17 protein-coding genes are annotated in these 15,457 nt (G+C 54.0%); 11 read left to right on the top strand and 6 right to left on the bottom strand.

The genetic code is table 11. The features are described 5' to 3' along the window. Positions 1-70 precede the first annotated feature (70 nt). Genes AC58P5_RS04630 through AC58P5_RS04615 form a run of 4 tightly spaced genes read right to left on the bottom strand, consistent with a single transcriptional unit; the run spans position 71 to position 4,220 of the window. Entirely contained in the window at positions 71-1,180 is a 1,110-nt protein-coding gene (locus AC58P5_RS04630) for a GerAB/ArcD/ProY family transporter (RefSeq protein ID WP_497384873.1), read from the bottom strand. A 14-nt stretch (positions 1,181-1,194) separates the two neighbouring features. Beyond that, complete coding sequence (locus AC58P5_RS04625) at positions 1,195-1,407, bottom strand: hypothetical protein (RefSeq protein WP_497384872.1); 213 nt, start codon at positions 1,405-1,407, stop codon at positions 1,195-1,197. Continuing rightward, positions 1,404-2,597, bottom strand: coding sequence for a Ger(x)C family spore germination protein (locus AC58P5_RS04620; protein ID WP_497384871.1), 1,194 nt, complete (start codon positions 2,595-2,597; stop codon positions 1,404-1,406). The genes AC58P5_RS04625 and AC58P5_RS04620 overlap by 4 nt, the downstream gene beginning before the upstream one ends. After that, entirely contained in the window at positions 2,598-4,220 is a 1,623-nt protein-coding gene (locus AC58P5_RS04615) for a spore germination protein (RefSeq protein WP_497384869.1), read from the bottom strand. A 355-nt stretch (positions 4,221-4,575) separates the two neighbouring features. Here AC58P5_RS04615 and AC58P5_RS04610 point away from each other — a divergent pair, with 355 nt between their 5' ends. After that, positions 4,576-5,097 (top strand): DNA topology modulation protein, encoded by a 522-nt coding sequence (locus AC58P5_RS04610; protein WP_497384868.1) that lies wholly within the window; start codon positions 4,576-4,578, stop codon positions 5,095-5,097. Positions 5,098-5,215: 118 nt separating this feature from the next. Continuing rightward, positions 5,216-5,455 carry a YczO family protein gene (locus AC58P5_RS04605; RefSeq protein WP_497384867.1) on the top strand — a complete coding sequence of 80 codons (240 nt, stop codon included), beginning with the start codon at positions 5,216-5,218 and terminating at the stop codon, positions 5,453-5,455. Between the two features lie 119 nt (positions 5,456-5,574). On the opposite strand, the gene AC58P5_RS04600 is transcribed toward AC58P5_RS04605, so the two are convergent. Next, a complete protein-coding gene (locus AC58P5_RS04600; RefSeq protein ID WP_497384866.1) occupies positions 5,575-6,414 on the bottom strand; it encodes a helix-turn-helix transcriptional regulator in 840 nt (279 codons plus the stop codon). 123 nt (positions 6,415-6,537) lie between these two features. Between AC58P5_RS04600 and fabF the strand changes: the two genes are divergently transcribed. The 9 genes from fabF to AC58P5_RS04555 all read left to right on the top strand — a co-directional run bounded on the left by fabF (position 6,538) and on the right by AC58P5_RS04555 (position 13,872). Continuing rightward, positions 6,538-7,776 (top strand): beta-ketoacyl-ACP synthase II, encoded by a 1,239-nt coding sequence (fabF, locus tag AC58P5_RS04595; protein WP_497384864.1) that lies wholly within the window; start codon positions 6,538-6,540, stop codon positions 7,774-7,776. Between the two features lie 222 nt (positions 7,777-7,998). Next, entirely contained in the window at positions 7,999-9,546 is a 1,548-nt protein-coding gene (locus AC58P5_RS04590) for an FAD-binding oxidoreductase (protein WP_497384863.1), read from the top strand. After that, entirely contained in the window at positions 9,547-10,104 is a 558-nt protein-coding gene (locus AC58P5_RS04585; RefSeq protein WP_497384862.1) for an MFS transporter, read from the top strand. It abuts the gene before it with no gap. 67 nt (positions 10,105-10,171) lie between these two features. After that, the gene (locus AC58P5_RS04580; RefSeq protein ID WP_497384861.1) at positions 10,172-10,363 is read left to right on the top strand and encodes a hypothetical protein; all 192 of its coding nucleotides are present in this window, start codon (positions 10,172-10,174) and stop codon (positions 10,361-10,363) included. A gap of 13 nt (positions 10,364-10,376) precedes the next feature. After that, positions 10,377-10,763: a VOC family protein gene (locus tag AC58P5_RS04575; protein ID WP_497384859.1), complete on the top strand. Its 387-nt coding sequence runs from the start codon at positions 10,377-10,379 to the stop codon at positions 10,761-10,763. Between the two features lie 80 nt (positions 10,764-10,843). Continuing rightward, the gene (locus tag AC58P5_RS04570; protein WP_497384857.1) at positions 10,844-11,098 is read left to right on the top strand and encodes a DUF4083 family protein; all 255 of its coding nucleotides are present in this window, start codon (positions 10,844-10,846) and stop codon (positions 11,096-11,098) included. A gap of 162 nt (positions 11,099-11,260) precedes the next feature. Continuing rightward, a complete protein-coding gene (locus AC58P5_RS04565) occupies positions 11,261-11,656 on the top strand; it encodes a (2Fe-2S) ferredoxin domain-containing protein (protein ID WP_497384856.1) in 396 nt (131 codons plus the stop codon). 142 nt (positions 11,657-11,798) lie between these two features. Continuing rightward, positions 11,799-12,941, top strand: coding sequence for a zinc-dependent alcohol dehydrogenase (locus tag AC58P5_RS04560; RefSeq protein ID WP_497384855.1), 1,143 nt, complete (start codon positions 11,799-11,801; stop codon positions 12,939-12,941). Between the two features lie 208 nt (positions 12,942-13,149). Next, positions 13,150-13,872 (top strand): AAA family ATPase, encoded by a 723-nt coding sequence (locus AC58P5_RS04555; protein ID WP_497384853.1) that lies wholly within the window; start codon positions 13,150-13,152, stop codon positions 13,870-13,872. A gap of 92 nt (positions 13,873-13,964) precedes the next feature. On the opposite strand, the gene AC58P5_RS04550 is transcribed toward AC58P5_RS04555, so the two are convergent. Next, positions 13,965-15,224, bottom strand: coding sequence for a WD40/YVTN/BNR-like repeat-containing protein (locus tag AC58P5_RS04550; RefSeq protein ID WP_497384852.1), 1,260 nt, complete (start codon positions 15,222-15,224; stop codon positions 13,965-13,967). Positions 15,225-15,457: the final 233 nt, after the last annotated feature.

Genomic DNA, 15,457 nt, shown 5'->3' with positions numbered 1-15,457 from the left:
ATACACGGGCACGGCCTTTTTAGGTGCGGAGACCGTCAGGACAACTCTTCAGGCGGGCCATCTCCGTCAATTAAGTGGAAGGTTCCTGAACAGGCTGCCGCTTTTTGAAGCGGGAACGGAGCGCGTCGACCAGCAGATATACGACGGGAATCAGCTCCGCCAGCAGGATCATGGGCACTTGGGCCGTACCGGCGAACCGGTCCAGCGTCTCGGACGATTTCACCATCCAGAGGCAGAAGAAGACGACCGTAACGCCGAAAGGCAGGGTGAGCGTCCGGGTATCTTTCATTTTCAGTGTCTGCGTGACGGCGATCACCGAGATATACAGGAAGAGACTGATTTTGATGAGCAGCATAAACAACCACATGAGAATGAGAATCGGATCCATGTTCTGGATAAAATTGCCCAGCTGTATGTAGCGGGTCATTTCCAGATTGGCGTAAGTCAGATTGGCTGCCAGAGAAGGACCGAAAAGGAGCACCATCGGAATCAGATTCCCCAGCGTCAGAACTCCGGCGGTGACGATAGCCCATACCAGCGCTTTCATCGTCTTGAATGTTTCTTTGAACTTGGGGAAAAAGAGCGCGATAAACGTCATTTCTCCGAAAAGTCCCGTAATCATGGCCGTTGCGTTAAAAATGCCGTGTCCGTCAAAGTTGGTGACCAGGGAAACGACCGAATAGGGGACGATATCCTGGCAGGAAGCTACGGCGACAAGCACAACCATAGCCAGCGTCACGAAAAACACACCTTGGGTCGAGCGGAAAATGTTCGTTATTCCCGAATGGACAAGCCTCGTCGTGCATAGGCCGAGTATGCCGGCTACGGCCCAGAGGGGAGTGCCGGGCAGATAAATTTCGACGATAAAATCCGTCAATTGCCTCAGCACAAGCGCCGCCGTAAACAAATAAACAAGCGCCATAAACAGGACGAACAGATAATGCAGGGGCCGCCCGATAATCTCCTGGCCGTACTCCGCCATATAGCGCCCGGGTCTGCGGCAGCCTAATTTATAAGCCAGGTAGGTGAGAACTCCTCCCAGGAAGCTGCCGGCAATGACGGGAATCCAGACCGAATACCCTGCGTTTTGGATAAGAGGCGCCGCAAGAAAGCTGACCAGTGTAGACAGAAGATACTGCGTGAACAGCATATAAGTCTGCAAAGGCGTTATTTTGTCCATGATAGCCTCCGGTTTTAAGACATCACATGCAACGAACCGAATACGATTTCGAGCCAGTTGACTAACGTTTCCCCGTTTCTCGTATAGTACAAAAACAGGATACACGCGCAGAGGACGCCCGTTACGCTCAGGGACACGGCAAAGGTCCGCTTCTTTTTGCCGCAGCGCACCAGATATCTCCATTGGATTCTCATCACGATCGCATACGTCAGCAGAATCGCAATCATTTCGAAACCTCCTCGCCCCCGTGCGGTTCTTGCGAGAACGTTTTCTTGACCACTCCGATCCGGCGGATGGTGGCGTCGGTCGTACAGCGGATCTCTACTTTTTTGCTGAAAAACTCATTCCAGTCTTTGCTGAGACGGTTCCACTGCTTGGGGTACTTCCACTCCAGGAACCGGTTTAATTGAAACGCATCCGTGCCCATCTGCCGGCTCAGCTCGATCGAGTGCTCGACGTCTTCCTTAATTTTGTTTTCTACACTTTTTTCCATTTTTTTGAGCTGCTCGTGATTTTTTAGATCAATGGCGGAGTAAGAAGCGACGACATCGAGGTCCGTACTGACATGGATATCGAAAGTGAGGGTATCTCCCTTAAACTGCGGCCGGATCCGCGTCGAATTCCGTTCGACGAGCAGGCTTACGACTTTACCGTCCGTCGGGGAAGGGACCGTAATTTCTCTTGTTTCGGGCTTACCCTGTATCCACAATGCCCCGGCGGCCTTTTTGCCGGGAAGCGAGCCGACCATTTTATCGCCTTTGAATACCGCCGCGCCGTCGGGGCCCATCCAGCTCTCCTCGTTGGATTCGTTCATAATGCCCGTTTTACCGAAAACCAGTCGGGTCGCCAGAAAATCTCCCCCCATATAATGAGCTTTCAAGATATCTTTGAAATTGATGGTCGTCGCTATTTTCCGTCTTCCGTAGGAGTAGAAAATGTCGGACGGGAACCGTTCCATAGTCAACGGGATCTGGATAACCTGATCGGTGCTGCCGTGCGTCACGAACAAATTCGCATTGATGTGCACTCTGGGTTCCCTGGCGATAAGGTCCAGAAGCGATCCGATTCCTTCTTCGGCGTACCGGTTCCCGATAATGACGACGCGGGTCTGCCCGAATGTGATCTTCCGCGAGAGATCGTTCTGGATTTTACGGAATGCGTCGCTGAGGTTCGAATCGATTTTGGAAAAGTACGTAAACGGCTGTCCTTCCGACTGGGAGGAGCCTCCCACTTCTCCGGGGATGAGCCGATTCGCCAGGGGCATGCCCAGCACAAGCTCGTAGCCCTCATCCGTCTTGTCCACCATCACCATCCGCACGAATGCCCGGTCGTTCAGTTCAACCGAGGACCAGCACCCTGCAAGCAGGAAGAGGGACAGAAGGATTCCCGCTAATCTTGCCGTCATGCGCATGCTCATTCAATCTCCTTCCTCGGCGGGGTTTGCCCACTTGCGGCCGTCCGGTTTCTGCCTGTGAAGATTACGGGAGGAAGTAAACTTCGGCCGCGTGATCATCCTCCACCACGGCGCTCTCACGAAAATGTCTTTCATATCTTTCGGAACCATCGGCACGACCGGAGACAGGTAGGGGATGCCGAACGACCTCAGCTCCGTAAGATGGATATAGATCAGAATCATGGCGCAGGCAATGCCCACCAGCCCGAATCCGCCTGCCAGGATCATGATGGGAAAGCGCAGCAGCCGGAAGGAGAGCCCGAGATCGTAGTGCGGAATAATAAAAGAAGCGATGCCCGTCAGCGAGACGATAATGACCATTGCCGCCGAGGCGATGCCCGCTTGTACGGCTGCCGTCCCGATAATAAGCGCGCCGATAATGGAAACGGCCTGCCCGACTGATTTCGGAATACGCGTGGCCGCTTCCCTCAGCGCTTCGAAGAAAACTTCCATGATCAGCGCCTCGACAAACGCCGAGAAAGGGACGACCTCTCTGGAAGAGGCGATCGTAATCAGCATTCTTTCGGGTATCGTTTCCGGATGAAACGTCGTTACGGCGATATAAAAGGACGGCAGCAGCAAAGAAACGAACAGGAACACGTACCGGATCCAGCGGATCCACGATCCCGCCCAGAACCGCTGGTAATAATCTTCGGCGGATTGCATCATCATGAACAAGGTTGTGGGCGCCATAATGACAATGGGCGTACCTTCCACAATAATGGCGATTCTCCCTTCGAGAAGGGCGGAGGCGACGACATCGGGACGTTCCGTATACTGCAGCTGCGGAAAAGGAGAGTACGGATTGTCTTCGATAAACTCCTCGAGATAGCTGGAGCCCATAACCGAATCAATCTCGATGCCGGCCAGTCGTCGGGCCACTTCATCGACCAGCGAGGGACTGCAGACGTCTTCCATGTAGGCCGTAATGACCCGGGTACGGGTCTTCGTGCCGATGATTTGTTCCGTGCATTTGAAATTGTGCGTTCGGAGCCGCTTCCGGAGCATGGACAAATTGTCCTGGATGCTTTCGACAAACGCTTCCCTCGGCCCGCGGATGACGGTTTCGCTGTTCGGTTCGTCGATTTGTCTTTTGATATAGGAGCTCAGCCCGAATGACATCATGCGGGGCTCTTGATCGAGCAGAAGCAGCGCGCTGCCTTCCAAAATATCCTGAAGCGCATCCGACATCTTCAGGAGCGTTTTCTGCCGGTCGGCGGGAAGCATTTTCCGGTCGAAAAGGTTTCCGGCGAGATTTTCTGCTCCCTGCACGAACCGGTCGTCGAGAATCACTTTCAGCACGTTTTGCTGCAAATCGTTCCGGTCCACGGAACCTTCGATATAGACAAGGAGGCAGGGCGTATTTTTTCCCGCCTTGAAAGTGTGATAAACGACATCGGAACAATGGGCGAGCTGCGCCTTCAGCCAGCCCGTTCTTTCCGCCAGCGAAACGTCGTCCGGTTCTCCGGGAACGCCGGATGCGGCTGCGGAACCGGTATCCGAAGAGCCCGGAGACGGCTGCTGCCGCGGCTGGCTTTTGGAAGGACGGTTTGCGATTTTGGGAAAACCGCGAAGAAAGAATGCCATGGCGTATCCTCTGCCTTTACTCGTGATGTCCTCTTAGTTTGTCTTCAAGCGTTTTCTTTATTCTGGATGCCGAGGAACGAGAAGGAATAGAGAGCAGCCAGGGAGGGGGATCGGATCAAGGGGAAGTCCGCCGGTTATTGCGACCAGACAGCCAGCAGAAGGCGGTTTACAACCGCTGAGGACAAGAAAAGGAAACCAAGGCGCGTATGACCGCCGCAAACAGAGAGGCCGTTCCCGTACCGAAGATCGCCGCCAACTTTTTATTGTACTCTTTTGCCGAACCTGATAAAATTTTCCGGCTGTCATGAAGAAAACGAAAATAACCGCCTAAAGTGGGGGAAATAGGAGAACTTGGATGAAACTATTACTGATCGGTCCCGGCGGTTCGGGTAAATCCACCTTTGCCCGGGAACTCGGCGAGAAGCTGGAACTGCCTCTTTACCATTTGGACGCGTACTATTGGAAACCCGGATGGGTGCCGACTCCGAATGAAGAATGGGACGAATTTATCGGCAAACTGATTCGGGAGCCTGCGTGGATTATGGACGGAAATTACGGAAGGACACTGGATTTGCGTCTGAAGGCTGCGGATGTTGTTATTTTTTTCGATTTGCCCTCCTGGCTGACCGTTTACCGAGTTCTTAAACGCCGGATTATGTACCACAACCGGACGCGGCCGGATCTTAATGAAGGCTGTCCGGAACAGCTCGATTGGGAATTCGTCAAATGGGTGTGGTCCTTCCGCAGGCACAAAAGACCGCAGCTCCTGGAAAAGCTGGAGAACTGCGGGGAGAATGTCCGTGTCTGCTTCGTGAAGAACGGAAAGGACAAACAAAAAATTTTGGAGCAGCTGCTCTTCCTCCGTTCCCTCGTCTGAACGCAGGGGCTTTTTCCGCAGGGGAATCGGATTTTTATAGCCGTTATCGTGCGGCTTTTGTTTAAGATTCTCTTGTTTGAGGTACTTATGGTATATCTACCGAAGGAAGGTGAGTCCCATGACGGAACCGCAAAAAACGAGCCGTGAATCGGAACGCCAGACTCAGCAAAAGGGCAACCGCGACCATCCTGAGCAGTATCCGACCGACAAGGAGAGCTTGTTCGATCTTCACGAAAGCGAAAAGAACGTCGATCCGATTCCGATGGAAGATTTAAATATGGAGCAGAAGGAAGAAAAGGACAAGACCGCTACGAAGTCCGATTCTTCCAGTCCGGACAAGTACCATTCGGGCTTCTAAAAAGGGATTCCGGAATGCTTCCGGCAATCCGGTCCGCACACGAAAGCCGGTGTCCGCTTCATGCAAGCGGACGCCGGCTTTCTCTGTGCTGTGCGGAGCCGCTTGGCGCATACGGTGTCTCAGCTCCGGTCCATCAGCTGCATCAGCTTCATTTCCGTCGACGATTCCTGTGCGGGAGTATAGATGCTGCAGCGCAAATCCGTGCTGCCGTGAACCTGTAGGGACGTCAGGTCGAACAGCATTTTCCCGGCTTTAGCATGGCGGAACTCGATTAGAACTTCCGGTGCGGAGCTCACTTTGCTTTGTTCCCACAGCCGGTTGAATTCGGGATAGGTTCCCTTCATTTCGGCCAGAAATCCGTTGTACCATTCGTCTTCAAAATACTGGCCGTAATAGGCGCGGAAGATCGCCAGAAAGCCGCTGACGAAATCTTCCCAGTTTACCGCCAGCCGGCGGAATTCCTTCCGCGCAAACAGGAGGGAGATCATGTTGCGCTGCTCGGGCGGAATCTTCTCGAAATCGAGAAAAACGCGCGTGGCCGCCTCGTTCCAGCCGACAATCGTACACCTGCGGTCGGAGATGATGGTCGGGCAGTTTTTCAGCTCCTGCAGGATTTTCTGCAGGGAGGGGGATATTTGCGGAAGCTCCTCATGGAGCAGGTGAATGCCCGAGCTGGTTTCCAGTGCCAGGGAAGTGAGGTACTTCCGCTCATCTACCGTAAGCTGCAGCGCGGAAGCGATATTTTCCAGCACGGAGGCCGACACTTTAATATCCCGCCCCTGCTCCAGCCACGTATACCAGGTGGTGCTGACCCCCGCAAGCTGGGCCACTTCCTCCCTGCGCAGCCCCGGAGTTCTTCGCCTGGTACCGGCGGGCAGCCCGATGTTTTGCGGGAGCAGTTTGGCCCGCTGGCTTTTCAGAAAAGCCGACAAAGCTTCCAGCCGTTCCTCCTTGTTCATTCGCTCATCTCCTCGGATCTCTTATCGTAGTAGTAATTATACTAGAATAAACTACAACTTGTAATAGGATACATCCGGTGACAAGATGGGGATATGGACAGCTTTTATGGAGGAGGATGTACGATGGAACGAGTCGTTATTACAGGAATGGGTATTATTTCGCCGCTGGGCAACGGGGTGGACCCGTTTTGGAAGAGTCTGGTGCAGGGCCAATCGGGGATATCCCGGATCGATACGTTCGATACGACCCGCTACAAATCGAAAATTGCCGGACTGGTGCGCGATTTTGACGGAGAAGCTTTATTCGGACGCAAGGAAGCGAGAAAAATGGACCGCTTCAGCCAGTTCGCTCTGGCCGCCGCCGATCAGGCCCTGCTGGACGCCGAGCTGGATCTGGACCGGACCGACCGAGAACGCGTCGGGGTGTATGTCGGCTCCGGCATCGGCGGAATCGGCACCCTGCTGGAGCAGAACCGGGTGCTGCTGGAGCGCGGGCCGGAGAGGGTCAGCCCCACGCTTGTGCCGATGATGATCTCGAACATGGCGGCGGCCATGATCTCGATCCGGCATCAGACGCTCGGGCCGACGATGTCGCCGGTTACGGCCTGCTCTATCGGCAACACTGCCATCGGCGAAGCGTTCCGCACGATCCGTACAGGCGATGCGGATGTCATCATCGCCGGGGGCTCGGAAGCGGCCGTCAGCGAAATTTCGCTGTCGAGCTTCGGCAACGCCACGGCGCTTTCCACGCGCAACGAGGAGCCCGCGAAAGCGAGCCGCCCGTTCGATGCGGGAAGAGACGGCTTCGTGATGGCCGAGGGGGCCGGCATCCTGATTCTGGAGTCGCTGAGCCATGCGCAGCGCCGGAATGCCCGCATCTACGCGGAAGTGACCGGATACGGCGCAAGCTCCGACGCCTATCACATGGTGGCGACTCATCCCGACGGGAGAGGGGCACGGCGGGCCATGAAATCGGCTCTGGCGAGCGCGGGAATTGCTCCGGGCGAAGTGGATGTCATCAGCGCGCACGCGACGAGTACGGGAGTAGGGGACAAGTCCGAGACGATCGCGATCAAAAGTCTCTTCGGAGAAGACGCCTTCCGCATACCCGTCACGGCGAACAAATCGATGACGGGCCACATGCTCGGAGCGGCAGGCGGCGCGGAAGCGATCGCCCTCGTCAAAACTTTGCGGGAAGGCATCATTCCTCCGACGATCAATCTGGAGCAAAGGGACCCGGACTGCGATCTGGATTATGTTCCCGGTACGGCGAGAAAAGCGGAGCTTCAAATCGGTCTCTCGAACTCGTTCGGGTTCGGCGGACACAATGCGGTTATTGTGCTGCGCAAATACAGGGAGTAGCCGGACCCGCAGACGGGGTCGTGTGCTGACCGTGGAATCATTTCAAGAGGAAAACGGAGACGGAAATCGATCTAGCGTTTAAGACAGCTCGCAGGAGCTGTCTTTTGTTTGTCGGATAAAGGGATAAAATCTTACATAGTCTTACATAAAAGGAAAAGGGATAAGATGGAAGTCTGTCGAATACATGGCTAAGGAACAGAGACGTGAAGGCTGGAGGGGATTATGCCGGAAGAAAACAAGACCAGTAACGGGACTTTCGGGAGCGGCTTTCCGGAAGCACAGGCTCCGTCAAACGATCCGGTATCACCCGGCAAACGCGCTGTCAGCGGCTCTGCGGTTAGAACGGCCGCTCTTGTCCTGCTGGCTGCCCTATGCATACTGGAGTACATCCGCACCGGTACGCCGGACCAGGACCCTTACCTCATTACGGACTACAGCCGCCTGCATCCTGTTAAAGTGGAGCGCGTCGTGGAGGGGCGTGAGGAAGAACAGCTCGTCAAGCTGCTGGAGGAAGCCAGAGCGAAGAAGCTGACCGTGTCCGTATCGGGGCAGCGGCACAGCCAGGGCGGCCATACGTACTACAAGGACGGGATCGTCGTGGACATGACGCGGTATAACCGTGTTCTTTCATTCGATCCCGCGGCCCGTACCATTCGCGTCCAGGCCGGGGCGACCTGGAAAGACGTACAGGATACCGTCCATCCTTACGGGCTGGCCGTCAAAACGATGCAGTCCCAAAATATTTTTACCGTCGGCGGCTCCGTTTCCATCAATGCCCACGGCCGGGATATCCGCAGCGGCTCCCTGATCGGCAGCGTCGAGTCGTTCCGGCTCCTGACTGCGGACGGAGTTATCAAACAGGTCAGCCGTACGGAGAACGCGGATTTGTTTCCCTATGTGCTCGGCGGATACGGCCTGTTCGGCGTGATTTTGGATGTCACGCTGACTCTTGCGGAAGACGAAGTTTACCGGATGGCCACGGAAGCGACCCGGGTTGAGGCTTTCGGCACCTATTTCAAGGAACGGATAAAAGGCAATCCGGACGTCCGCATGAGCATCGCGCGAATCTCGGTAGCTCCGGATCATTTCCTGACGGATATGTATGCCACCCGTTACATAGCCGATCCGTCGCTGACTCTCTCCGAATACAACCGCCTTCAAACGCGGGAGCACGGAGTTCTGCCGAGCAAGATGCTGTTTCACTTCAACCGGAGTTCGGATTGGGGCAAAAATTTGTTCTGGTCGCTGCAAAAGAAATATTTCTCCTACCGCCAGAACGAGATCGTGTCAAGGAACAACGCGATGCGTTCGGAGTCCGCTTTTATGGAATACCGGGAGGCGGGGAAGAACGACCTGCTTCAGGAATATTTTATCCCGGTAGACGAATTTGCCGGTTTTGTAGACCGCCTGCGCGGCGTGCTGTTGGAAGAGGACCTGAACCTGCTGAACATTACGGTCCGGTATGTGAACCGCGATGAAGAAGCCGTGCTTTCCTACGCGCAGGACGATATGCTGGCTCTGGTGTGCCTGTTTAACACCTCACTGTCGGAAGAAGCGCAGGCGCACTTTAAAACGGGCATCCGGCGGATTGTCGACGAGGTGATCCGGAGCGGCGGGACTTACTATTTGCCCTATGCCGCCTATCCGAGCGTGGAACAGTTCCGACAGGTTTACCCGGGGTACGAGCAATTTTTCCGTAAAAAAGACGAGGTGGACCCCGATCATCTGTTTATGAACGAATTTTATGAGACCTACAGAGGGGATAAATAGATGAATATCCAGTGGCTTATCCGCTTCCAAAGCGTTATCACGCTGGCATCCGGCATGATTTATCCGTATTACCTTCTTTTCCTGAAAAATTTGGGAAACAGTTATTCCAAGTACGGGCTCGCGTTCGCCGTTTTTACCGTCAGTTCCGCGGCGGTATCCCGCTATTTGGGGCCGAGGCTTGACCGCTCCGGCAGAGAGATTCTGGCCCTCAGCTCGCTGGGAATGACGGCGGCCATGCTGGCTTTTCCCTGGGTCGGCTCCTACGGGTGGGTACTCGTGCTGCAGGCGGGGATGGGAATATGCAGCGCCATGCAGAGAATGAGCGAGAGGCTTTTGCTCGCCGATTATACGGACCGCGGAGAGAGAGGGCCCGCTCTCGGGACCTATCATTTCTGGACGTCGGTCGCTTCCGGATTTGCGGTTATTGCCGGCGGATATCTGATCGATTGGCTTACGATCGACGTGTTGTTTTATTTGAGCGCGTTTCTGTATGCGGCAAGCGCCTGGATGGTCTGGCGGCTTCGCGGCGGAACCGTCCGTAAAGGGATGGCGGGCTAAATAGTTGTAACAACAGGGAATAAACCATATACTGGAAGAGGTTGATTTTTCTTCGGGAGCGAGTCTTATGAAGAAAGGAACTTATTTTGTACTCAGCTGTCTGCTATCGCTGCTTTACCTGAACACGCATCCCGAAGGATTCGGCTTGTACGCCTGGTGGATGTATCTGGTTTCAAATCTCGTTGGATTGAATTTATTGGTGTGGATCGTGGGGATCATCGGGGAAAGACGCACAGACAGACATCTGCGCTCACTATAATAAGGAGAAGAAGATGAAGAAATATATTCAGCATCAAGCACCGGTACTGCCCGTTAAAGATGTATTTAAGGCGCTTGAATTTTACCGCGACGTGCTTAAGTTTGACCTGGCCTGGGTTTTGGAGGATACATACGGATCGGTCTACAATGGGAATATCGAGGTTCATTTTACCAAATCGGACACGGTGGAAGCCCAAACGCTTTATTTTTTTGTCCGAAATGCGGATCAAGTCTACCAATTTTTGAAAACGCAGCAGGTGGATTTCATAGAGGAGCTCCAGTCCAAATCTTGGGGAATGAGAGAGTTCGTGATCCGGGATTTGGATGGGCATCGTCTCCGTATCGGGCATGGGGAGCGCAATAAACACGAGATTGAAGTGCTATCGAGAGAGATCGGCTGAAGAGGACAAACCGCAAAGACGAAGGACACAAGCGGAAAGACGTAAGACCGATTTAACGAAACGAGGTCGAACAAAGAATAATGGACACGATTGGGTTTGTTACCTGGACCAGCATCGTTTATTTGCTCATTATCATCGGAATGATCGCCATTTTTATTACAAGTTTATCCATGTTTATCCGGACCAGAGTCAACCGCAGACTGTTTACGCTGACCAAGCTGCAGAGAATCGAAGAAAAATTGGATCGTTTGCTGGACATGCAGACGCAGCACACGCAGAAGAATCACAATCAGGAGCGTTTAAGTAAAGGGCCTGAAGATGAGCGGCGTTACTGAACCCTTGATATCGAATCATGAGGCCGTCTTCTCCTTGCGGGAAGGCGGTTTTTTGATGGATACGTTGACAGGACCGGAAAATCTGTGTACGATACGTTTTATCGTAATAGTTACGAATAATTAATTATTTTCCCATTCCTATCTTTAAAAAAGGAGACCGTGATGACAACCTGGAACCTGAACGGCATGAAGCACCATCTATTCTTCTGTAATGGGGGCAGCTGTACCAAAAAAGGGGCTGAAGAAGTCGTCGAGGCGATGCGCGATGAAATCAAGCGGCAGGAAGCCGATGGCCGTATCCATACAACCCGCACCCGCTGTCAGGGCAGATGCGAGGATGCCTGCGTTATTACCGTGTACCCGGAGGGGGTATGGTACAAAGAGGTGACTCCGGAAATCGGACGGCGCATTATCCGTGAGCATCTGATCGGCGGCAGACCTGTGGAAGAACAGATCAGCTATACATATGAAGACGAACTCGCGGCCAGACCGGATACGAAAGAAGGTCAGAGCAAGACGAAGCGGAAAGAAGCAACGACGAAGTTAGCGGATACCTAAAACCATTCGAACCATTCGGCAAAGCAAGGCTGCAAATGACCGGTTCTGCACAGCAGAGTCGGTTTTTTCGGTTTTTGGGGAAAAATAAGGCTTACGGGATAAGAAAGAAAAGTAAACTCTTAAACCCGAAAGGAGCCAGCCCATGAAAGCCGTAACTTACCAAGGGAAAAAAGACGTAAAAGTTAAAGAGGTCAAGGACCCTGTTCTCGAAAAAAAGGACGATATTCTGGTCCGGATTACGGCTACCGCCATTTGCGGTTCCGATATTCACCTAGTGAACGGGATGGTTCCGGGTATGCCGGAAGGCTATGTCATCGGTCATGAGCCTATGGGGATTGTAGAGGAAGTCGGGCCGGAAGTGACCCGCGTGAAGAAGGGGGATCGTGTTATTATTCCGTTTAACGTTTCCTGCGGGGAATGTTTCTTCTGTAAAAACCAAATGGAGAGCCAGTGCGACAACTCCAACGATAATCCCGCCAAAGATACGGGCGCTTATCTCGGCTATTCGGAAACCTACGGGGGGTATCCCGGAGGGCAGGCGGAGCTGCTGCGCGTCCCTTACGGCAATTTCATGCCGTTCGTCGTTCCCGAAGATGCGGAGCTGGAGGATGAGCAGATCCTGTTCCTCTCGGACATTTTGCCGACTGCTTACTGGGCGGTGGAAAATTCGGGAGTCAAAAAAGGCGACACCGTCCTTATTCTCGGAAGCGGTCCCGTCGGTTTGCTCGCGCAGAAAATCGCCTGGCAGAAGGGCGCCAAGCGCGTCATTGCCGTCGACCACGTCGATTACCGGCTGCGGCACGCCAGAAAGATCAACAAGGTCGAGGCTTATAACTTCAAGGAAAAAGACGATATCGAAGGTTATTTGTTCGATTTGACGAGCGGCGGAGCCGACGTGGTCATTGACTGCGTGGGGATGGACGGAGAAAAATCCGTCGTGGAGAAGGTGGAGACGGCCCTTAAGCTTCAAGGAGGAACGCTGGGACCGATCCAGACCGCAACGAAAGTAGTCCGCAAAAGCGGCACGATCCAGCTCATCGGCGTTTACGGGATGACGTACAACATGTTTCCGCTGGGTGATTTGTTTTCCCGCAATATCACACTCAAGATGGGACAGGCTCCCGTCATTCATTATATGCCCGAGCTCTACCGCCAGATCAAGACTGGCAAGCTCGACACGACGGATATTATCACTCACCGGCTGCCTTTAACGGATGCGGAGCACGGCTACGATGTCTTTATGAACAAGCTGGAAGACTGCATTAAAGTCGTTTTGAAACCGTAACCGGTCTTGCACGGAGACTGTGTGTAAAGGAAGAAGAGCTGTGGTTCTTGGCGGAATCACGGCTCTTTCGGTTTTTTGCCGGGCAGAATTGAAGGGAATTGCGCCACGGAAGGAGAAGTAGTCTGCAGGTTACAGAAAGAAGCGGCGGAGAAGTACCGGGATTTTTATCCGTTCCGCTTCTAATTCATCCGTAAAGGACCGGATCGCTATGATATACCTGCACGAAGTCATCAAACTGAACGAGAAAATTCGAAATCCGCACGAGTATCCGTTTCATATTCCGGCGATCGGCAAGCTCGACCGGCTGAAATTCCATAAAAACGTCACGTTTTTCGTCGGTGAGAACGGTTCCGGTAAATCGACTCTGATGGAAGCGATCGCTTACCAATGCGGGTTCAATACGGCGGGAGGAAGCCGGAATAATTTGTACGAACTGGATTCATCGGAGGCAAAGCTGGGAGACTATTTGCGCCTCTCCTGGATGCCGAAGATGAATGAGGGCTTTTTTCTGCGGGCGGAATCGTTTTATAATTTCGCCAGTCATATCGACGAGATGGCGCGGGAAGACTGCAGGGCATACGAAGCCTACGGCGGCAGGTCGCTTCATGAGCAGTCGCACGGCGAATCGTTCCTGTCCTTGTTCAAGAACCGCTTCGGGAGAAGAGGCATCTATCTGCTCGATGAGCCGGAAGCCGCGTTATCCCCGGCCCGCCAGCTCGCTTTTCTGAGCATGATCCATGAGCTGGCCCGGACGTCGCAGCTCATCATTGCCACTCATTCGCCTATTCTGCTGGGCTATCCCCACGCGGATATTTACAATTTCAACGAATCGCCGGTCCGCCTCACCCCGTACGAGGAAACCGACCATTACCGGATTACCCGCCGGTTTCTGGAAAATCGTTCGTTTTATCTCCAAGAACTGCTGGATTAATCGGCGCGTTATAACCCGAAAAAGCAATCCCGTCCGAATGGAAGGATTGCTTTTTGGGTTATACGGTTGCAACTGCAGGACAGGAGGGAAAGCTACAGCAGAGTCCAATGCTTGCCTGCATCGGACGTCTTGAGCAGCTTCGATTTCTTGCCGTCCTCCGTGCCGAGCAGCAGCCAGCCGGTCTGCGGGTTGGCGAATCCCAGCCGGATCACGTTCGGGTTGTTGTTGACCGTATCCGTCAAAACCGGATCGGAAGGAACCGGGTTCCAGGATCGGCCTCCATCCGGAGTCGCATAGAGAACTTTGTCCTTGATTCCCCAGCCGTGGAGGCTGTCCGCGAAAGTAAGGGCGTCTTTCATGCCTGTTCGCTTGTAGGTCCATGTTTCTCCGCCATCTTCTGTTACATAAGCGTCACGGCTGTCCGTATTGCCGTTCACCGTCCGAACCGGAATCCAGCCTTTGTCCGGTTTATCCTTGAAAAATACGGGCGCCCCGTCCAGCGTGACGGAAGAATCGTTCAACTCCTGCGGAACCTTCATCAGGACAGTGTTCCACGTTTTCCCGCCGTCCCGCGTGCGGTACAGGACCGGTTTTTCTTCATTGCCCGCGAGGGCAATCCAGCCGCTGGCGGCGTCCTTGAAAGTCATGCCGGATGCATGTCCCGACAGGGGCAGCGCTCCCGGCACGGGCTTATCCAGGGAAACGCTCGTCAGCGGTTTCCAGTCCTTGCCGCCGTTATCCGTGGCGTACAGCGTTTTCTCCGATTTGCCCATCGCCGCATCGGAAGAAGTGAGCATCCAGCCGTGCAGCGGATCGGCAAAGGAGAGACCGGCCGCATAAGTCGGCTTATCCAGCGTACTTTTGGTCCAGTTCTGTCCGCCGTCCGCCGTAAAAGCGGTCACGGCCTTCCGGCCGTCATCCGCGGCAGCCGTCCAGCCGTGCTGTGCGTCGAGGAAGTAAAGGGAGCCGCCCGCAACAGGCGCGCCGCTTTTAAACGTATCGTCCCACGGACTCAGGAGAGTCCAGTTCTGCCCGCCGTCATCGGTGCGGTACAGCCGCAGGGAGCCGTTCGTCTCTCCCCAGGCGAAGCCCGCCTCATCCGAGATTAATTGAAAATCGGTCAGCCGGGTCTGGATCTGATCCGGTTTAACCGAAGGTACAGGCGCTGCGCTTGCCGGAGCGGCCGTTCCGGAAGCCGGGCCCGGGCTTGAGGCCGCCGATGCCGATGCGCTGCCGCTGCCCGGGGCGTTTCCCGCTGCCGTCGGGCCGGCGGAGCTGCAGGCGGTAAGGGATACCGCCGTGAGAAGCGCGAGCAGGGCGGTTTTTTTGACGGGAAGGTTCGTCGTGTTCATTGCGATCACTCCGTTTCGATACATGCTGTTCCAACATGCTTTAGTCTGTTCATCCTCTGTCTTCTACTAGTATTACCCTTCCGCGTGTCTTAAGGAGCACATTTCGGGAGATTGTTACTTTTTTGAAATAAGTAGAGATTGGCTCTTGCTAAATATAGGGTAGGGGGGTATACTATAATCAAGCGAATGAACAAGAGGTACTTTTCTTATCTTATAAAACGAAGCGGATATTG

The sequence above is a fragment of the Paenibacillus sp. JT31N7 genome, assembly GCF_059692095.1.
The sequence above is the reverse complement of the archived record's forward strand: the minus strand, read 5'-3'. Positions and strand labels throughout refer to the sequence as shown.

What these genes read in the sequence shown, in the direction of transcription:
- AC58P5_RS04630 (WP_497384873.1), bottom strand. Translation starts at nt 1,180, where the DNA reads ATGGACAAAATAACGCCTTTGCAGACTTATATGCTGTTCACGCAGTAT.
- AC58P5_RS04625 (WP_497384872.1), bottom strand. Translation starts at nt 1,407, where the DNA reads ATGATTGCGATTCTGCTGACGTATGCGATCGTGATGAGAATCCAATGG.
- AC58P5_RS04620 (WP_497384871.1), bottom strand. Translation starts at nt 2,597, where the DNA reads ATGAGCATGCGCATGACGGCAAGATTAGCGGGAATCCTTCTGTCCCTC.
- AC58P5_RS04615 (WP_497384869.1), bottom strand. Translation starts at nt 4,220, where the DNA reads ATGGCATTCTTTCTTCGCGGTTTTCCCAAAATCGCAAACCGTCCTTCC.
- AC58P5_RS04610 (WP_497384868.1), top strand. Translation starts at nt 4,576, where the DNA reads ATGAAACTATTACTGATCGGTCCCGGCGGTTCGGGTAAATCCACCTTT.
- AC58P5_RS04605 (WP_497384867.1), top strand. Translation starts at nt 5,216, where the DNA reads ATGACGGAACCGCAAAAAACGAGCCGTGAATCGGAACGCCAGACTCAG.
- AC58P5_RS04600 (WP_497384866.1), bottom strand. Translation starts at nt 6,414, where the DNA reads ATGAACAAGGAGGAACGGCTGGAAGCTTTGTCGGCTTTTCTGAAAAGC.
- fabF (WP_497384864.1), top strand. Translation starts at nt 6,538, where the DNA reads ATGGAACGAGTCGTTATTACAGGAATGGGTATTATTTCGCCGCTGGGC.
- AC58P5_RS04590 (WP_497384863.1), top strand. Translation starts at nt 7,999, where the DNA reads ATGCCGGAAGAAAACAAGACCAGTAACGGGACTTTCGGGAGCGGCTTT.
- AC58P5_RS04585 (WP_497384862.1), top strand. Translation starts at nt 9,547, where the DNA reads ATGAATATCCAGTGGCTTATCCGCTTCCAAAGCGTTATCACGCTGGCA.
- AC58P5_RS04580 (WP_497384861.1), top strand. Translation starts at nt 10,172, where the DNA reads ATGAAGAAAGGAACTTATTTTGTACTCAGCTGTCTGCTATCGCTGCTT.
- AC58P5_RS04575 (WP_497384859.1), top strand. Translation starts at nt 10,377, where the DNA reads ATGAAGAAATATATTCAGCATCAAGCACCGGTACTGCCCGTTAAAGAT.
- AC58P5_RS04570 (WP_497384857.1), top strand. Translation starts at nt 10,844, where the DNA reads ATGGACACGATTGGGTTTGTTACCTGGACCAGCATCGTTTATTTGCTC.
- AC58P5_RS04565 (WP_497384856.1), top strand. Translation starts at nt 11,261, where the DNA reads ATGACAACCTGGAACCTGAACGGCATGAAGCACCATCTATTCTTCTGT.
- AC58P5_RS04560 (WP_497384855.1), top strand. Translation starts at nt 11,799, where the DNA reads ATGAAAGCCGTAACTTACCAAGGGAAAAAAGACGTAAAAGTTAAAGAG.
- AC58P5_RS04555 (WP_497384853.1), top strand. Translation starts at nt 13,150, where the DNA reads ATGATATACCTGCACGAAGTCATCAAACTGAACGAGAAAATTCGAAAT.
- AC58P5_RS04550 (WP_497384852.1), bottom strand. Translation starts at nt 15,224, where the DNA reads ATGAACACGACGAACCTTCCCGTCAAAAAAACCGCCCTGCTCGCGCTT.